General features: G+C 64.3%; 16 protein-coding genes and 2 pseudogenes. 10 read left to right on the forward strand and 8 right to left on the reverse strand.

The features are described from left to right. The first annotated feature begins 45 nt into the window (after nt 1-45). Nucleotides 46-761: pseudogene (locus RX327_RS16825) on the forward strand (IS5 family transposase). Nucleotides 762-820: 59 nt separating this feature from the next. Next, complete coding sequence (locus RX327_RS16830) at nt 821-2,092, forward strand: NAD(P)/FAD-dependent oxidoreductase (protein ID WP_317250887.1); 1,272 nt, start codon at nt 821-823, stop codon at nt 2,090-2,092. A gap of 20 nt (nt 2,093-2,112) precedes the next feature. Here RX327_RS16830 and RX327_RS16835 read toward each other — a convergent pair whose 3' ends face one another. After that, a complete protein-coding gene (locus tag RX327_RS16835) occupies nt 2,113-2,346 on the reverse strand; it encodes a hypothetical protein (protein WP_028334283.1) in 234 nt (77 codons plus the stop codon). A gap of 338 nt (nt 2,347-2,684) precedes the next feature. Here RX327_RS16835 and RX327_RS16840 point away from each other — a divergent pair, with 338 nt between their 5' ends. Further along, on the forward strand, nt 2,685-3,056 hold the full coding sequence (locus tag RX327_RS16840; protein ID WP_028334284.1) for an avidin/streptavidin family protein: 372 nt from the start codon (nt 2,685-2,687) through the stop codon (nt 3,054-3,056). A 6-nt stretch (nt 3,057-3,062) separates the two neighbouring features. Here RX327_RS16840 and RX327_RS16845 read toward each other — a convergent pair whose 3' ends face one another. Both RX327_RS16845 and RX327_RS16850 read right to left on the reverse strand, forming a co-directional pair. After that, nucleotides 3,063-3,251, reverse strand: a complete 189-nt coding sequence (locus tag RX327_RS16845) for a hypothetical protein (RefSeq protein WP_016848414.1) — start codon at nt 3,249-3,251, stop codon at nt 3,063-3,065. A 476-nt stretch (nt 3,252-3,727) separates the two neighbouring features. After that, nucleotides 3,728-4,708 carry an NADPH:quinone oxidoreductase family protein gene (locus tag RX327_RS16850; protein ID WP_317250888.1) on the reverse strand — a complete coding sequence of 327 codons (981 nt, stop codon included), beginning with the start codon at nt 4,706-4,708 and terminating at the stop codon, nt 3,728-3,730. Between the two features lie 273 nt (nt 4,709-4,981). Here RX327_RS16850 and RX327_RS16855 point away from each other — a divergent pair, with 273 nt between their 5' ends. From RX327_RS16855 to RX327_RS16885, 7 genes are all read left to right on the forward strand, one after another. Continuing rightward, nucleotides 4,982-5,755, forward strand: a complete 774-nt coding sequence (locus RX327_RS16855) for a motility protein A (protein ID WP_317250889.1) — start codon at nt 4,982-4,984, stop codon at nt 5,753-5,755. 41 nt (nt 5,756-5,796) lie between these two features. Continuing rightward, nucleotides 5,797-6,627 carry a flagellar motor protein MotB gene (locus RX327_RS16860; protein WP_317250890.1) on the forward strand — a complete coding sequence of 277 codons (831 nt, stop codon included), beginning with the start codon at nt 5,797-5,799 and terminating at the stop codon, nt 6,625-6,627. Nucleotides 6,628-6,739: 112 nt separating this feature from the next. Beyond that, nucleotides 6,740-8,638, forward strand: coding sequence for a potassium transporter Kup (locus tag RX327_RS16865; protein WP_317250891.1), 1,899 nt, complete (start codon nt 6,740-6,742; stop codon nt 8,636-8,638). A 155-nt stretch (nt 8,639-8,793) separates the two neighbouring features. Next, on the forward strand, nt 8,794-10,719 hold the full coding sequence (locus tag RX327_RS16870; protein ID WP_317250892.1) for a potassium transporter Kup: 1,926 nt from the start codon (nt 8,794-8,796) through the stop codon (nt 10,717-10,719). Between the two features lie 137 nt (nt 10,720-10,856). Beyond that, on the forward strand, nt 10,857-11,186 hold the full coding sequence (locus RX327_RS16875) for a rhodanese-like domain-containing protein (RefSeq protein WP_317250893.1): 330 nt from the start codon (nt 10,857-10,859) through the stop codon (nt 11,184-11,186). Nucleotides 11,187-11,194: 8 nt separating this feature from the next. After that, on the forward strand, nt 11,195-12,364 hold the full coding sequence (locus RX327_RS16880; RefSeq protein WP_317250894.1) for an aminotransferase: 1,170 nt from the start codon (nt 11,195-11,197) through the stop codon (nt 12,362-12,364). 6 nt (nt 12,365-12,370) lie between these two features. Continuing rightward, the gene (locus RX327_RS16885) at nt 12,371-13,480 is read left to right on the forward strand and encodes a polyamine ABC transporter substrate-binding protein (RefSeq protein ID WP_317250895.1); all 1,110 of its coding nucleotides are present in this window, start codon (nt 12,371-12,373) and stop codon (nt 13,478-13,480) included. Between the two features lie 147 nt (nt 13,481-13,627). Here RX327_RS16885 and RX327_RS16890 read toward each other — a convergent pair whose 3' ends face one another. From RX327_RS16890 to RX327_RS16910, 5 genes and pseudogenes are all read right to left on the reverse strand, one after another. Next, nucleotides 13,628-14,563, reverse strand: coding sequence for a lipid A biosynthesis lauroyl acyltransferase (locus tag RX327_RS16890; RefSeq protein ID WP_317250896.1), 936 nt, complete (start codon nt 14,561-14,563; stop codon nt 13,628-13,630). Between the two features lie 17 nt (nt 14,564-14,580). Then, nucleotides 14,581-15,853 (reverse strand): annotated as a pseudogene (locus tag RX327_RS16895) (beta-ketoacyl-ACP synthase). 106 nt (nt 15,854-15,959) lie between these two features. Beyond that, entirely contained in the window at nt 15,960-17,144 is a 1,185-nt protein-coding gene (locus tag RX327_RS16900) for a beta-ketoacyl-ACP synthase (RefSeq protein WP_317250897.1), read from the reverse strand. Between the two features lie 3 nt (nt 17,145-17,147). After that, nucleotides 17,148-17,618 (reverse strand): 3-hydroxyacyl-ACP dehydratase FabZ family protein, encoded by a 471-nt coding sequence (locus RX327_RS16905; RefSeq protein WP_028334295.1) that lies wholly within the window; start codon nt 17,616-17,618, stop codon nt 17,148-17,150. 9 nt (nt 17,619-17,627) lie between these two features. Next, nucleotides 17,628-17,927, reverse strand: coding sequence for an acyl carrier protein (locus RX327_RS16910; RefSeq protein WP_317250898.1), 300 nt, complete (start codon nt 17,925-17,927; stop codon nt 17,628-17,630). Between the last annotated feature and the right edge of the window lie 31 nt (nt 17,928-17,958).

Consider the following 17,958-nt stretch of genomic DNA (forward strand, 5'->3'; position numbering starts at 1 on the left):
GGTGTGATGGATCGTTTGGTGTTGAGCGACGCGGCTTGGGAGCGCATGGCGCCGCTCATCATTGGCCGGCCCGACCAGAAAGGTTCGACCGGACGCGACAACCGGATGTTCGTGGAAGGGGTGCTCTGGATCGTTCGCACGGGCTCTCCCTGGCGTGATCTTCCGGAGGCGTTTGGGGATTGGAACAGCGTGTTCCGGCGCTTCAGTCGATGGAGCACCAAGGGTGTCTGGTTGCGGATCTTCGAGGCGATGTCCGATGATCCGGACTTCGAATATCTGATCGTCGATTCCACCATCGTCCGGGCGCATCAGCACGCCGCCGGGGCAAAAAAAGGGGGTCTGAAGATCAAGCGATCGGGCGCTCGCGCGGCGGCTTGAGCACCAAGATACATATGGCCGTTCGAGGTTTGGGATGTCCCGTGCGGTTCACCCTCACCGCAGGCCAGAAGGGCGATGCCCCGCAAGCCGCCACGTTGATCGAGGGATTGCCCGCCGAGGTCGTCATGGCCGATGCAGCCTATGACGCCGATCATTTGCGCCAGGCCATCGCAGCCAAAGGCGCGATCGCCGTCATCCCCAACAACCCCTCGCGAGCCCTCAAACATCCGCTCGACAAGCATCTCTATGCCCAGCGCCACCTCGTGGAATGCTGCTTCAGCAAGCTCAAGCAGTTCCGTCGCGTCGCAACCCGCTTCGAAAAGACCGCCCGAAATTACCGAGCCATCGTCACGCTCGCTGCAATCGTCCTATGGATGCGATAAGTGTCAACACCACCTAGGGCATGATCCGGAAACGTGCGAAGCGGTTTTCCGAGGAGATCATGCCCCAACAAGAGTCCCGTCACGTTGCGATCATCGGAGCCGGCGCGGTCGGGGTGATCAGCGCCATCGAGGCGCTGCGCGAGGGCCATCGCGTCACGCTGATCGATCCGGGCGAACCCGGCGGCGAACAGGCGGCGAGCTATGGCAATGCCGGCTGGCTGTCGTCGCATTCGGTGATCCCGCCGGCGGAGCCTGGCATCTGGAGGAAGGTGCCGGGCTATCTGATGGACCCGCTCGGGCCGCTCGCGATCCGCTGGTCCTATTTGCCGAAGGCGCTGCCCTGGCTGATCAAATATCTGCTCTCGGGCTGGACCGCGGCGCAGGTCGAGGCCACCGCGCGGGCGATGCGCGATCTCCTGAAGGATGCGCCGCTGCTGCACCTGCAGCTCGCCGAGGAAGCAGGCGTGGGCGAATTGATCGAGCGGCGCGGGGTGATGCATGTGTTTCCCTCGCGCGCGCCGTTCGACCGCGATCTCGGTTGGCGCATCCGCAAGCGCGTCGGCATCGAATGGCTGGAGCTCGATGAAGACGAGATGCGCCAGCGCGAGCCCGACCTGCATCCGCGCTACACCTTTGGCGTGGTGGTGGAGGAGGCCGGCCGCTGCCGCGATCCCGGCGCCTATGTCGCGGCGCTTGCCGCGCACGCGATCGCGATTGGCGCCGAGCGCGTCGCCGCCAAGGCCACGGGCCTCAGGCTTGCCGGCAACAGGCTCGTCGCCGTCATCACCGAGACCGGCGAGATTGCCTGCGATGCCGCGGTGATCGCCGCCGGCGCGCGATCCAGGCAGCTCACCGCGTCGGTCGGAGATCCCCTGCCGCTCGAGACCGAGCGCGGCTATCATGTCGTGATCGAGAATCCGGAATCGGGCCCGCGTAGCTCGATGATGGCATCCGACGCCAAGATGGTGGTGAACTGGACCAACAAGGGCCTGCGCGCCGCGGGCACGGTGGAGATCGCCGGCTTGGAGGCCGCGCCGAACTGGAAGCGCGCCGAGATCCTGCGCAGCCACCTCCTCAGCATGTTCCCGAAATTGCCGAAGGACATCCCGGCCTCGCGCATCAAAACGTGGTTCGGCCATCGCCCGAGCATGCCGGACGGACGTCCCTGTATCGGCTACGCGCGCGCCTCGCGCGACATCGTCTATGCCTTCGGCCACGGCCATGTCGGCCTGGTCGGCTCGGCCCGCACCGGCCTTCTGGTCGCGCAACTCCTGAGCGGCAAGGCGCCGGAGATCCCGCTCGCCCCGTTCGCGCCCTCACGCTTCCTGTAGGGAGCAACGGAGGCGAAGTCTCAGCTGTCGCCGGCCCAGGCCGTGATCGCGGCCGGCGCGATCACGCGTCTCGGTATGTGCGGATTGATCGTTCCGGCGCTGACGTCCTGCGTCTGAACGAGCAGGGTGCGCGCAAACGCCTTGGCATCCTGCTCGGTCGTGAAGGTACGGGTCTGGCGCGCGAAGCGGTGATGTCCGGCGTCAGGATTTCGCATGGCGAACGAGACGTACCAGATAGCCTTGTCGGTCTTCATCGCGCCTCTTTGGTGGTAATTCGCCCGCGCGATCGCGACGTGGTGCTCGATGCTCGATGTGCAAAAAGTGCCAAGACAAAGAATCCTGAAATACAACACATTGCGGCGAATAGGCTCCTCGGCGAACCAGCAATGCTACAGCATCGGCACGTCTACCGATACTGGCGGCATATTACCTGTCAACCGATGGGTGAAATGACAATGCGCCGTTGCGACGTTGGTTCCATCCGGCAAATTGCCATGTCCTCCCGGGACCTTTGCGCTGTCAGGAACGTCGATCTCCTGGGCAAGTTGTCCCGCGCATTCGTGGCCGGAGCGCGCGGCGTCGGGAGCACGAGATGACGGGGGTCGGTAGGTGGAAAATCCAATACGGTTCGATCGTCGAGATCACCAGTGAAGCGAATGGCCGCATCGAGGGGACGTTTCGAACCGCGCTGGCCGATAGCGGCTTCTACGGCCAGACGGTCGCGATCGTCGGCGTCCACCAAGGCAATTGCATCGGATTTTCGTCGGTCGGTTCGTCGGCGGCGGGCGATCGCGTGGTTTCCTATACCGGCTTGCTGCGCGATCAAAAAATGGAAGCGGCGTGGTTTGTCGTGTCGGACAAGGCGCTGGTCGCGGCCCGCGAGGGCGAAGCGGCGGCCCTGAAGCCCGTGAACTGGTGGCGAGCCGTCACGACAAGTGTCGATACATTCGAACGCTCGACGTAGACCTCGCTAGATGACTTGGTCCTCCTTTCGCGCTGCGTTGATGGTTTCCTCCACCTCGGCGGCAAGGGCCGTGAGATGTTCGGCGAGCTTGCTGAACAGCTCGCGCTTGCGCATGTCAGTCGCCAGGTCGCGGATCAACGCACATTCCGCCGCGTCGCGTCGAAGCTTTTCGAGATGCGTCAGCATGTCCTGCATTTTTCGTCCCCGAATGCCGTATTCCGCAACGCTAAGGCGGCACAGAACCGCGCAACAATAACCTGTGATAATTTTCGCGAACCTTGGCGACGGTCGCGTATCTCTCCGACCCTCAAGGCAAGCTTGGCTTGCGAGACCGGCTTCTCCAGGAGGCCGGCGCCCTCCCGCAGCTTGCCGCTCGTCATGCGATTGTTTGACTCACAGACCGCGCAACACGCTCGCCGTCGTTCTGGCCTAGTGCGCACTTGCGCACGGGGGCCGGGACCCATTACCGCGAATGCGAATTGTTGTGCGACGCTGGGGCCACAGCAGTCTTCCACAACTCGCCCGTGTGGTTATGGGTCCCGGCTTTCGCCGGGACGACGGTGGTGGATGTGGCAGGACATCATTCCCGATTCGTGCGCAACTGCGCGGAGGCCTGGACGGCAGCGAACGGGCCGACACGACAGTGGGATGAGGCGATAGCGCTGCCTCTCTCACGACCCGATCCGCACCACCATCTTGCCGAGCGCCGCACGGGTTTGCATGGTGGTGAAGGCCGCGCGAAAGTCCTCGAATGCGAATACCTTGCCGACCACAGACGTCAGCCGGCCTTCGTTTAGCCATGCCGACAATTGCGTCATCACGCGCGCCTGCGCCTCGGGCTCCCGCCGCGCGATCTGGGCGGCATCGACGCCGATCAGGAGGCCGCCTTTCAGAAGCGGCAGATTGAACGGCAGCGCGGGAATGGAGCCTGCGGCAAATCCGACCACGAGATGGCGTCCGCGCCAGGCGATGGATCGAAATGCCTGCACCGAGATCTCGCCGCCGACAGGATCGAAGATCACGTCGGCGCCATGTCCGGCGGTCGCGTCCTTCAGCGCGTCGCGCCAGTCGGGCTTCGTGTAGTCGACGACCGCGTCGGCACCGAAGCTTGCGGCGAAGTTGCGCTTCTCCTCCGTCGAGGCCGCGGCGACGACGCGCGCGCCGAGCAGCTTGCCGACTTGAATGGCGGCGATCCCGGTGCCGCCGGCGGCGCCGAGCACCAGCAACTGCTCGCCGGCCTTGAGCGAACCGCGCTCGCCGAGTGCATAGAGCGCGGTGAGGTAATTGGTGCGAAAAGCCGCGGCGGCCTCCATCGACAGTCCGTCGGGCATGATCTCGACGGCGTCGGGCGGCACCACGATGTGCTCGGCCAGCGCGCCCGAGCGCGCCGCGCCCATCACCCGCATGCCCGGCGCGATGCCGGCAACGCCGCCTGCGACCGCATCGACCACGCCGGCGAATTCCGCGCCCGGCGTAAAGGGGAGGGCATCCTTGGTCTGGTAACGGCCCTCGACCTTCAGCCCATCGACGAAGCCGATGCTCGCAGCGTGGACCCGGACGCGGATCTGTCCGGGGCCGGGTTCGGGGGTGGCGATCTCCCTCAGCCCGATCTGATCGATGGGTGCGTATTGCTCGACGACGACCGCCTTCATCCTGTCCTGCTCGCTTGTTCGTTTCCTCTGACCAAAACCTATGTCATGTCCGTTGTTGTACGGGGAGACCTTTTACGCATGCAGCGATGGCATCGCATGCGGAAAGCCAGCATCTTCAACGACATCGCGAAAAGGCCGGCGTTTACCCGTTGTTATCCCTACCAAATTCGGTAACGCGTCCTTAATGGCGTTAACGTTAGGGTTTTCCACGCGGCCCGCACTGGGCTGCGCGCCGTCCAGGACGGGCAGGTTGCGTACGCGTTGGAGTCTCCTATGGATATCATGACTGGCGCCGGGCTGTTGGCTGGCATCATCGTCATCGCGGTGATGATGTTCATGGGCGGCGACCTGCACATGTTCATCTCCGAACACGCCATGATCATCATCTTCGGCGGCTCGATCGCGGCGACGATGATCCGTTTTCCGCTCGGCGTGATGCTGCATGGCCTGCCGCTGGGCGCAAAGTTTGCCTTCACCCTGAGCCGCCTTTCGGCCCACGACCTCGTCGACGAACTCGCCCGCATCGCCGAAATCGCCCGCAAGCAGGGTCCGGTCGGGCTGGAAAAGGTCGAGACTGACGAGCCGTTCCTTGCCAAGGGAATCCGCTACGTCGCGGACGGTTACGACCTCGACTTCATCCGCGACAATCTGGAGCGCGACCGCGACAACTTCCTGATGCACCTCGACGAGGGCAGCAAGATCTATCGCGCCGTCGGGGACTGCGCCCCGGCATTCGGCATGATCGGCACGCTGCTCGGCATGGTGCAGATGTTCTCCAACATGTCGGACCCCTCCAAGCTCGGCCCATTCATGGCCACCGCGCTGCTGGCGACGCTGTATGGCGCCGTTGTCGCCAACCTGATCTGCTTGCCGATTGCCGACAAGCTGCATGGCAAGCTGCTCGACGAAGAAACGAACCGGACGTTGATCATCGACGGCATCCTGATGATCCGGGACTCCAAGAGCCCGACACTCGTGCGCGAAATGCTGCTGGCCTACCTGCCGGAGAAGCATCGCCAGGAGGAAGGCGAGCCGGTTCCGGCCTGACCGGACCGCGCTTTCGGGAAACGCAGCCGGAAAAAGCTACGATGGCCAAGAAGAAGCGCGGCGATGCTCACGGCGGCGGTCACGGCTGGTTCGTGACCTTCGCCGACCTGATGGCGCTGCTGCTGGCGTTTTTCGTGATGCTGGTTGCGTTCTCCACGCAGGACGCCAACAAGCTGAAGATCGTCGCGGGCTCGATGCGCGAGGCGTTCGGCGTTCAGACCAATGTGCGCTATTCCGGCATCGTCGAATCCGATGGCCTGCCGACCCGGCCGAAGCTGAAGAACGTCGAGCACATCTCGCCGGAGGAGTCCTCGGCCAATCCGACGCCGGACGAGAAGGAGCGCAGCCAGATCAACGGCGCGCGGCTGAAGGTCGACCGCAATTTCGCGCTGGCCGCGGCCTCGCTGCGCCAAGCGTTGCAGGACATGCCGGAGCTGACCGAGATGTCCAAGCACATCATGTTCGAGGAGACGAAGCAGGGCCTCAACCTGGAGATCGTCGACCAGGACGGCCGCTCGATGTTCGCCGACGGCTCCAAGGTGCCCTATGACCGCACCCGGCGCCTGGTCGAGAAGCTTGCCGCGCCGCTGAAGGCGACGCCGCTGCGGGTTGCGATCGTGGGGCATACAGCCGCAGGCTTCGTGCCGGCGCGCAGCGACTACGGCGCCTTCGATCTGTCGGCCGACCGCGCCAACGCCGTGCGCCAGATCCTCGAACGTGAAGGCCTGCCGCCGTCGCATATTTTCGCCGTCTCGGGCAAGGCAGATACTCAGCCGCTGTTTCCGGACGATCCCTCGCTCGCGGCCAACCGTCGGGTGACCATCACCCTGATGCGTGAAGATCCGCCGCTGCCGCCGAATCTGAAGCCGTAGCTCCGGGTTACCATACTACCGTTAACTACCACCGGTGCGCGGTTGACACGTGAAGCGGAAGCGTCGATAGCCGCGCGGATCAAATCAACCGATCGGGCGTTCCAACCTCGCCATGGCTGTCAGCGTCTCATCTACCGAAGCTCAGGAAGGACAACCCACCTCCAGCTTCTGGGCCCTGACACTCGGCAGCATCGGGGTGGTGTTCGGCGATATCGGAACTTCGCCGCTCTACGCATTCCGCGAGGCGGTCGGCGGCGCCGCGCACGGCCAGCCGGTCTCGCGGATCATCGTCCTGGGCGTGCTCTCGCTGATCCTGTGGGCGCTGCTGATCGTCGTCACCGCCAAATACGTCCTGCTGCTGCTGCGGGCCGACAACAACGGCGAGGGCGGCACGCTCTCGCTGATGGCCCTCGGCCAGCGCGCGCTCGGGCGGCGAAGCTGGGTCCTGCTCGCGCTCGGTGTGGTCGGCGCCTCCATGTTCATCGGCGATTCCATGATCACGCCGGCGATCTCGGTCCTCTCGGCAGTCCAGGGCCTCAAGCTCGCGACCCCCGCGCTCGAGCACTATGTCGTGCCGCTGACGATCCTGATCCTGGTCGTGCTGTTCTCGGTGCAGAGTTCTGGCACCGCGCGCGTCGCTTCCGCCTTCGGTCCGGTGATGGTGGTGTGGTTCGCCTCGCTGGCGGTGATGGGGCTCGTCCACATCATGGACGACCCTTCCGTGCTGGCGGCGATCAATCCCTATTACGCGGTGCAGTTCGTGCTGTCGCACGGCGTGATCGGCCTCGTGACGCTCGGCGCCGTGTTCCTGGCGGTGACGGGCGGCGAGGCGCTCTATGCCGATCTCGGCCATTTCGGCCGCAAGCCGATCCAGTCGGCCTGGATGTTCTTCGTGCTGCCCGCGCTCCTGATCAACTATTTCGGGCAGGGTGCACTGGTGCTGTCCGATCCCAGCGCGATCGAACACTCCTTTTACCGCATGGTGCCGGAGAGCCTGGTGCTGCCGCTGGTCGGACTTGCGACTGCCGCAACCGTGATCGCGAGCCAGGCGGTGATCACCGGCGCCTATTCGCTGGTCTACCAGGCCGTACAACTCGGCCTCCTGCCGCGTTTCGAGGTGCGTTACACCTCCGAATCCCACGCGGGCCAGATCTATCTGCCGCGCGTGAACCGCCTGCTGCTGATCGGTGTGATGCTGCTGGTGCTGCTGTTCCACACCCCCAGCAATCTGGCCTCGGCCTACGGCATTGCGGTCTCCACCACCATGGTCGCCGACGGCATCATGGGCTTCGTTGTGATCTGGAAGTTGTGGAACTGGCGCGCGGCGACGGCCGCAGCCGTGATCGTCCCCTTCGTCATCGTCGATTTGAGCTTCTTCAGCGCCAACCTGCTCAAGCTGCTCGAAGGCGCCTGGGTGCCGCTGCTGTTCGGCGTCGTCATGGCGGGAACGATCTGGACCTGGCGCAAGGGCTCCGCAATTCTGATCCAGAAGACGCGACGGATCGAGGTGCCGCTGGACGATCTGATCCGGAGCCTGGAGAAGCGGCCGCCGCACATCGTCAAGGGCACGGCGGTGTTCCTCACCAGCGATCCGGCCTTCGTACCGACCGCGCTGCTGCACAATCTCAAGCACAACAAGGTGCTGCATGAGCACAACGTGATCCTGACCATCGAGACCGCGCATACGCCGCGGGTCGATCTGTCGGAGCGGTTCAGGATGGAGAAGATCAGCGACAAGTTCTCCAAGGTCCGTCTGCGCTTCGGCTATATGGAGCAGCCGAACGTGCCGAAGGCACTCGCCATCGCGCGCAAACAGGGCTGGCAGTTCGACATCATGTCGACGTCGTTCTTCGTGTCGCGGAGATCGCTCAAGGCCTCGGCGCAGTCGGGCATGCCGCTTTGGCAGGACCATTTGTTCATCGCACTCAGCCGTTCCGCCAATGACGCCACCGACTATTTCCAGATTCCCACCGGGCGGGTGGTTGAAGTCGGAACCCAGGTAACTATCTGATCCAGCGCAGGATTCTGATGTTGATCGACCGTGATCCATGCGTGATATGCATGGCGGAGGCCTGAATCCGGGCTAACCTATGCATTCCTGCCGAGAGTATAGCGCTGCGACCCGGCATTGTGCGGTGCGGCAGAAGACAGAGGCACAGCTTCCCCATGTCATCCGAGAGTGCGATCACCGCGGCGGAAACGCCGGCGGCAAACGGCAATGGTGAGGCGCATTCAACCGCCACCTTCAAGGCCCTGATGCTCGGCAGCATCGGTGTCGTCTATGGCGACATCGGCACCAGCCCGCTTTACGCCTTGCGCGAGGCCGTCGTTGCGGCCGCCGGCGGCGAAGGCGCGGTGACGGCGCATGCCGTGCTCGGCGTGCTCTCCCTGATCCTGTGGGCGCTCATCATCGTGGTCACGCTCAAATATGTCGTGATCCTGCTCCGCGCCGACAACAACGGCGAGGGCGGCACGCTGGCGCTGATGGCGCTGGCCCAGCGCGCGGCGACCAAGGGCGGCGCCGCGATCGTGCTGCTCGGCATCATCAGCGGCGCGCTGTTCTATGGCGACGCCGTCATCACGCCGGCGCTCTCGGTGCTGTCGGCAATCGAGGGCATCAAGCTCGTTACCTCGACATTCGATCCCTATGTCGTGCCGCTCACGGTGGTGATCCTTGTCGTCCTGTTCGCGGTGCAGTCGCGCGGCACCGCGCGCGTCGCGGCCTTCTTCGGCCCGGTGATGTGCGTGTGGTTCGCCCTGATCGCGGTCGCGGCGCTGCCGCAGATCGTGCGGCATCCCGAAGTGCTGTACGCGCTCAATCCTATCCTTGCGGTGTCCTTCATGCTCCACCACGGCCTGATCGGCTTCGTGACGCTGGGCGCAGTGTTCCTGGCCGTCACCGGTGCCGAGGCGCTCTATGCCGACCTCGGCCATTTCGGCAAGCGGCCGATTCAGACCGCCTGGCTGTTCATCGTGCTGCCGTCGCTGGCGCTGAACTATCTCGGGCAGGGGGCGCTCTTGATCGGCAATCCCAAGGGCATCGAGAACCCGTTCTTCCTGATGTTCCCGGACTGGGCCCTGATCCCGATGGTTGCGCTGGCGACCATGGCGACCGTGATCGCGAGCCAGGCGGTCATCACCGGCGCCTATTCGCTGACGCGGCAGGCGATCCAGCTCGGTCTGCTGCCGCGCTTTGAAATTCGCCATACGTCGGAAGCCCATTCCGGCCAGATCTTCATCCCGCGCATCAACCGCTTCCTGTTCATCGCGGTCATCGTGCTGGTGCTCATGTTCCGCTCCTCCAGCGCCCTGGCCTCGGCCTACGGCATCTCGGTCACCGGCACCATGGTGGTCACGGCCATGATGGGCTTTGTCGTGATCTGGAAGGTCTGGCGGTGGTCGCCATTCGCCGCCGCCGCTCTCATTGCGCCATTCCTGTTCCTCGACCTGACCTTCCTCTCCGCCAACCTGCTCAAGGTCTTCGAAGGCGGCTGGGTGCCGCTGGCGCTCGGCGCGCTCATGATCATCCTGATGTACACGTGGCGGCGCGGCAGCCGGCTCTTGTTCGAGAAGTCGCGCAAGCTCGAGTTCCCGCTCGCCGACCTTGTCGCCATGCTGGAGAAGCGGCCGCCCCAGCGCGTGCCGGGAACCGCGGTATTCCTCACCTCGGACCCAATCAGCGCGCCGACCGCGCTGATGCATAGCCTGAAGCACTACAAGGTGCTGCATGAGAAGAACGTCATTCTCACCATCGAGACTGCGCAGACCCCGCGGATCGATCCGTCCGAGCGCGTCAGGCTGGAGCAGATCTCACCGACCTTCTCCAAGGTGACGCTGAAGTTCGGCTTCATGGAATCGCCCAACGTGCCGAAGGCGCTGGCGATCGCCCGCAAGCTGGGCTGGCAGTTCGACATCATGTCGACCTCGTTCTTCCTGTCGCGCCGGGCGCTGAAGCCCGCCGTCCATTCCGGCATGCCGCGGTGGCAGGACCGGCTGTTCATCTCGCTCAGCCGCTCCGCCAACGACGCCACGGACTATTTCCAGATCCCCACCGGGCGGGTGGTCGAGGTCGGCACCCAGGTCACGATCTAGGGGCCACGATCCAGCTTTTCCGCGTGGCATCTAACTCGTTTCGGACGCTTGATTTTCTCCGCGCAAGAGGCGACTTTGCGGCCCGGAACGGCGAGCGGCGCGACGCTCGCCAAAGATCATGTCGGGAGGATATTTCCGTGGCGGACCACAAGGTGGAAGATTTGTTTCCGGACGAGGTGTCGAAGGGCATAGCGGAAGGCCGCTATCTCCTGGTCGACGTCCGTGAGCCGAACGAGGTCGCCGTCGAGGCCTATCCTGATAGCGTCGTGGTGCCGCTGTCGACGTTCGACCCGGCGGCGATTCCTGATCCGCAGGGCAAGGAGGTCGTGTTCGCCTGCCGCTCGGGAAAACGCTCCGTGACGGCCTCGCTGGCGGCGCAGGCGGCGGGCCTTCCCTACAACAAGCATCTGGCCGGCGGCATGCTGGGCTGGAAGGCGGCGGGACTGCCGACCAAGACCGGCGGCTGATCCCTGACATGACGTCCCTGAACAAGGTCTTTGCCGACCTTCCCGTCACCATCTTCGAGGCGATGTCGCAGGCAGCCCGCGACAACAATGCCATCAATCTCGGGCAGGGCTTTCCCGACGATCCCGGCCCCGAGGACATCCGCCGTGCCGCGGCCGAGGCCTCGCTGAACGGCTACAACCAGTACCCGTCGATGATGGGCCTGCCGGAGCTGCGCCAGGCAATCGCGACCCATTATGGCCACTGGCACGGCCTCGCGCTCGATCCGATGAGCGAAGTGATGGTCACCTCGGGCGGCACCGAGGCGCTGACCTCGGCGATCCTCGCGGTGGTCCAGCCCGGCGACGAGGTGGTCTGCTTCCAGCCGGTCTATGATTCCTATTTGCCCATCATCCGCCAGGCGGGCGGCATTCCGCGCCTGGTCCGTCTCGAGCCGCCGCACTGGCGGCTGAATGAGGACATGCTGAAAAGCGTCTTCAATTCAAAGACCAAGGCGGTGCTGTTCAACAATCCCTTGAATCCGTCCGCGGTGGTCTATCCGCGCGATGACCTCGAGCTGCTGGCGCGCTATTGCCAGGAGTTCGACGTCATCGCGATCTGCGACGAGGTCTGGGAGCACGTCACCTTCGACGAGCACAAGCACGTCCCGCTCATCACCATTCCCGGCATGCGTGAGCGCACCATCAAGGTCGGCTCGGCCGGCAAGATCTTCTCGCTGACCGGCTGGAAGATCGGCTTCGTCTGCGCGGCACCGCCCTTGCTGCGCGTCGCCGCCAAGGTGCACCAGTTCCTGACCTTCACCACCGCGCCGAATCTGCAGGCCGCCGTCGCCTACGGCCTCGGCAAGTCCGACGACTACTTCCTGTCGATGCGCAAGGACCTGGCCCGGAGCAGGGACCGCCTGACCAGGGGGCTGGAGAGCCTCGGGTTCCCCGTGCTGAAGTCGCAAGGCACCTACTTCCTCACCGTGGACCTGTCGCCGCTCGGGCTGAACGAGAGCGACACCGAGTTCTGCTGGCGCATCGTGAAAGACTACAAGGTGGCGGCGATCCCGGTCTCGGCCTTCTACGAGCAGGACCCGGTAACCTCGGTGGTGCGTTTTTGTTTCGCCAAGAAAGACTCGACGCTCGACGCCGCGCTGGAGCGGTTGTCGGACGCCGTTCACCGCCGCAAGAGGTAGGCCAGAATGCGAGAGCAGAACCGTCGTCTCGTCAGCTTCGTCGGCGCGGTCGCGACGGTCCTGCTGCTCTCGGCCTCCGCCGACGCCGAGGAGCGCACGGTCAACTTCTACAACTGGTCCAACTACATGGCGCCGGATGTCCTTGAGGCCTTCACCAGGGAGACCGGCATCAAGGTGGTCTACGACACCTTCGATGCCAACGAGACGCTGGAGACGCGCCTGATGGCCGGCAAGTCCGGTTATGACGTCGTGGTCCCCACCGCCTATTTCCTGCAGCGCCAGATCAAGGCCAACATCTTCCAGAAGCTCGAAAAGTCGAAGCTGCCGAACCTCGCCAATGCCTGGCCGGTCGTGACACAGCGCCTCGCCACCTACGATCCCGGCAACGTCTACGCCGCCAACTACATGTGGGGCACCACGGGCATCGGCTATAACGTCAAGATCGCGCAGAAGACTCTCGGTCCCGATGCGAGGATCGACAGCTGGGACATCGTCTTCAAGCCGGAGAACCTCGCCAAGTTCAGAGATTGCGGCGTGCATATGCTCGACTCCGCCGACGACATCTTTCCCGCGGCGCTGAACTATCTCGGGCTCGATCCGAACTCGACCAAGCAGGCGGACCTGGAGAAGGCCGCCGACGTCGTCATCAAGATCCGGCCCTATGTGCGTAAATTCCACTCGTCCGAATATCTCAGCGCGCTGGCCTCGGGCGAGATCTGCTTCGTGGTCGGCTGGTCCGGCGACATCATGCAGGCCCGTGCCCGCGCCGCCGAAGCGAAGGCCGGCATCGAGATCGGCTACGCGATCCCGAAGGAGGGCGCGCAGATGTTCTTCGACAATCTCGCGATCCCCGCCGACGCCAAGAACGTCGCCGAAGCCTACGCGCTGATCAACTATCTCTACCGCCCTGATGTCGCTGCCAAGAACTCGGACTTCCTGTCCTACGCCAATGGCAACCTCGCGAGCCAGAAGCTGGTCGACCCGAAGATCCTGAACGACAAGAACATCTATCCGGACGAGGCGACGCTCGCAAAGCTGTTCGTCATCACCGCGCGCGAGCCGGCGACGCAGCGGATCATCAACCGGCTCTGGACCAAGGTGAAGACGGGGAAGTGACGCGGGGCGTCATTCCGGGATGGTGCGTCAGCACCAGACCTCAGATGCGCAATTGCGCATCGGGGAATCTCGAGATTCTCAGGTGCGCAATTGCGCACCTAAGGGTTCGATGCTTCGCATCGCCCCGGAATGACAAGTCGGATGAGCCTACCGCCAGCGCCGGTGTAGCCAGAGCCATTGATCGGGATACTCACGGACCCAGCCCTCGACGACATCGGTGATCGCCTGCATGGTGCCCTGAATATCGATCTGGCCGGATGCGTCGAACACCGGCTTGATCTCTTCGGTCAGCTCGCCGCGGAAGCGGCCGTCGGGCAGGCGGATGATGCGGACGCCGTGGATCGGGCATTCGACCTGGCGGAGCAGGCGCGCCAGCATCGGGTTCGCCGTGGTCTTGCGGCCGAAGAAGGTGACGGGAACGCCGTTGGTCAAATACTGATCGACCAGCATCGCGACGTGCTGGCCGTTCTTCAGCGCCTGCGCCAGCTTGAGCGGTGCGTCACGGCCGGCCGGCACCAGGGTGCCCAGGTTGACCGCGCGGATGTGTTCGATGGCGCGGTCGGCGGCTTCGATGTTCGGCCGGCGAAACAGGATGGTGGCGTCGAGCCCATGCGCTGCGGCGGCAATTGGAGAGAGCTCCCAGTTGCCGAGATGTGCGGCGAAGAACAGAGCCGGCTTGCCGTCGTCACGCAACTGATCGAACAGCTGCTTGCTGCGCGCCGAGAATTCGACGCGACCCGGCTTGTCGGGATTCTGGGGATCGTGGTCCCAGATGCGGTCGATGTGCGCGAATTCAGCGCCGATGCGTCCGAGGTTGTGCCAGACGCCCGTCAGGATCTTCTCGATCTCCTCGGGTGACTTTTCCGGGAAAGCGGCCTTGAGGTTCTCGCGGCCGATGCGATCCTCGCGCAGCCGGCGGCCGATGAAATGCGCGGCGCGGCCGAAGAACCTTGCGGTCTTCTCGGGATCGAAATAGCGCGTCGTGCGCAGCAGGCCGATCGTCAGCCCGCCGATCGCCGCGTCGGTCACGGGCTTCGCGGCGTCACGCAGGTGCGCCCTGGTGCGAAGGAGCAGACGTTTCATCTGATGATGCGAGGGCGCTAGACCGGTTCGCGGGTCAGGATCAGCGAGGCGTTCTGACCGCCGAAGCCGAACGAATTCGACATCACCGCGGTCACGCGGGCGTCGCGCGCCTTGTTGCCGACGACGTTGAACAGGATCGCGGGATCAGGAATGTCGTAGTTGATGGTCGGCGGAATGCGCTGATGCTCGAGCGTCAGCAGCGAGAAGATCGCCTCCACCCCGCCGGCGGCCGAGATGGTGTGGCCGACCATCGACTTGTTGGAGGTGACCGGAATCTTCTGCGCGAGCTCGCCGAACACGGCCGATGTCGTACTCCATCTTGTCGTTTTCGGGTGTCGAGGTGCCGTGCGCGTTGATGTGATCAATTTGCTCGGGCTCCATTCCAGCATCGGCGAGCGTCTTGCGCACGCAGCCGATCGCCGGCTTGCCGTCCGGGCTCGAGCGGGTGCGGTGGAAGGAATCGGTGAGTTCGCCGCAGCCGGCAACGACGCCGAGGATACGCGCGCCGCGCGCAGTCGCCGCCTCGTAGCTTTCGAGCACCAGTGCGCCGGCGCCTTCGGCCATCACAAAACCATCGCGGTTCTTGGAGAAGGGACGGGAGGCCGCCTGCGGCGGATCGTTCTGGGTCGACAGCGCCGACAGCAGCGAGAAGCGCACCAGCGCTTCCGGGTTCACGGTGCCGTCGGTGGCGACGCACAGCGCGGCATCGGTCTCGCCGCGGCGGATCGCCTCGACGCCGAGCTGGATCGAGGTCGCACCCGAGGCGCAGGCCGTGGACAGCGAGATCGGCGAACCCTTGGTGCCGAACGTCTCGGCGAGATTGAGCGCGACGGAGCCGAAGGTGAAGCGCCGGTGAAAGTGCGCGAACTTCCCGCCGCTGCAGGTCGCCAGGTATTCGATGATTCCAAAGTCCTTGGTCGGAACCTCGCGCGCGACTTCGAGCCGCTGCGGCCACTCGGTCTCGATCGGGGCGACTGCCAGAAACAGCGGGCCGGGAAAGTCGCCCTTGCTGCCGATGCCGGCTTGCTCGAGCGCTTCTTCGGTCGCGATCTCCGCCAGACGCTGCGACAGGCTGGTCGAAGAGAACGGGTCGACGGTGACGAAATCGACGGCGCCGGCCATCGTCGTCTTCAGACTGTCGAGCGGGAAGCGTGTCACGGTCTTGATGCCGGACTCACCCGCGGTGAGGCGCTTCCAATTGTCGGTCTTGCCGGCACCGAGCGACGTCAAGATGCCCATGCCGGTGACGACGACGACGGGGCGCCCGAATTTGTCGCGTGCTGCAGTCATGGTTTCCCCGTCGGTGCTTGCGCCGGACTTAAAGTGCGATGAGCTTCATCGCACTCTAGTTGTTTGTTCGAGCATGATGTTCCGAAACAATTTTCCGGATCATGCTCTAACTGACGGCCTCGACCAGCGCCATGCCTTCGCCCTGCCAGTGGCCGACCCCCAACACAACAATCTGGGTTGGCGCTTCGGTCTTTTCAACCTCCAGCCCGGTCGGGTCGTTGGCCGGATAGAGCGCGCCGCGCGAGATCGACAGCGCGGCCAGCGCGAGCCCAAGCGGGAATTGCGCCTCCATGGTGTGGCCAAAGGTCGTTCCGGTGGCGCGGACGGCAAAGCCGGCATGCTGGCTGAGGAATGCGCGCTCTTCGGCAGTCGCAGGCTCGGCGCCGGTCGCGCCCGTGATCAGGATACCGTTGTCGCCGCTGACGCCGAGCTGCGGCCACAACGCTTCCAGCGATTTCGTCACGGCGCCCGGCTCCTTGCGTCGGGCAAGGTCGGCGACCACCTTGGTCAGCTTGGCGTACGGCTTTGCGCCGCGGGCCTCGGCATGTTCGCGCGATTCCATCACGAGGAAGGCGCCGGCCGAGCCGATGGCAAAGCCCGGATTGTTCCTGCGGGCCCAGACCGAGCTATGCTGGTCCTTGAGGGCGAGATCGCCGAATGCATAGAGCATCAAGAGGTCGCCGCGATCGCCGTTATGAGCGGCGCCGACCAAGGCGATGTCACTCTGGCCGGCCCCGATGCGGGCGACCGCGATCCGTGCCGCGTCGATGCTCGAGGCTTCCTCGCCCATGAAGGTGCGCGAGGTCCCGCACACGCCGTGAACGATCGCGATGTTGCCGGCAAGCAGGTTGGAGAGCTGCGCCAGGAACAGCGTCGGGCGCAGCTCGTTCATCAGCTTCTCGTTGAGGAGGGCGGGCGGCAGCTTGCCCTGCGCGTCGGCGTTCATGATCGCCAGGTCGACGTTGAGATCTCGCTCTCCGCCGCCGGCGGCGACGACCATGTCGATCTTCGACAGGATGTCCTTGTTGCCCTTGATGCCGGCGGAATCGAGCGCAAGGCCGGCGGCATAGGTGCCGATGCGCTGCCAGGCTTCCATCTGGCGCTGGTCGCCCTTCTTCGGGATCTGGCCGTCGAAGCTGACGGGGGCGATCGGATGGATCACGTATGGCGCGAGACGCTTCTCGTCGGCATTGACGCGCCGGGCGCCGAGCGCCTCCCAATGCGCATCCAGCCCCTCGCCAAGCGAGGAGAGCAGGCCTACGCCGGTGATCCAGACTTCCTTCTCAGCCATTACTCAACTCATTGCCTGCTGCGGAAACCCGATCTTGGTGGCCATCGCATCCATGTGCACGCGCAAGTCGGGGCTGGGGAAGGGGATGTGACGGAAGGTCAGCTCGGCATTGCACTTGAGCTCCTTGCCGACGCGAACCTTCGCCGAGGTCACGGCGAAGCCTGAACCTTCGTGCTCGATCTTGGCCTCAATGGTCAGGAGCGAACCGGGGCTGACGAAGCCGCGCATCTTGGCTTCCTTGACCATGGCGAGGAAGGGCATGCGCTCGAACTTGGTCAGACCGAGGATCAGCCAGCCCGAGCTCTGGGCCATTGCTTCGGTCAGCAGCACGCCGGGCATGATCGGGTAGCCAGGGAAGTGCCCCGCGAACACCGAATGGCTGTCGGGCGGAACATCCGCCTCGACGACAATGGTCCTTGCGTCGAGGTTGAGGTCGACGATCCGATCAATCAGCTGAAAGATCTCGAGCTGCATGATGGGCGATTACGAGCCCGAGCCCGTGCCCGCGTTCTTGGCCGCAACCAGTTCGTCGATGCGGGCGCACAGGTTCTTCAGCACGAAATACTGCTCGGTGGTCGCCTTGCCGTCGTTGACCTCCTGAGTCCACTTCTCCAGCGGCAGTTTGATGCCGAACTGCTTGTCGATCGCGAACGCGATGTCCAGAAAATCGAGGCTGTCGATGCCGAGGTCATCGATGGCGTGGCTATCGGGCGTGATCGTGTCGCGCGGGATGTCGCAGGTTTCAGCGATGATCGTGGCGACCTGATCGAATGTGGAGGACATCACTAAGCCTTTGATATATTGCGGGTAATTC

It is taken from the genome of Bradyrhizobium sp. BEA-2-5 (assembly GCF_032918025.1).
Taxonomy (GTDB): domain Bacteria; phylum Pseudomonadota; class Alphaproteobacteria; order Rhizobiales; family Xanthobacteraceae; genus Bradyrhizobium; species Bradyrhizobium pachyrhizi.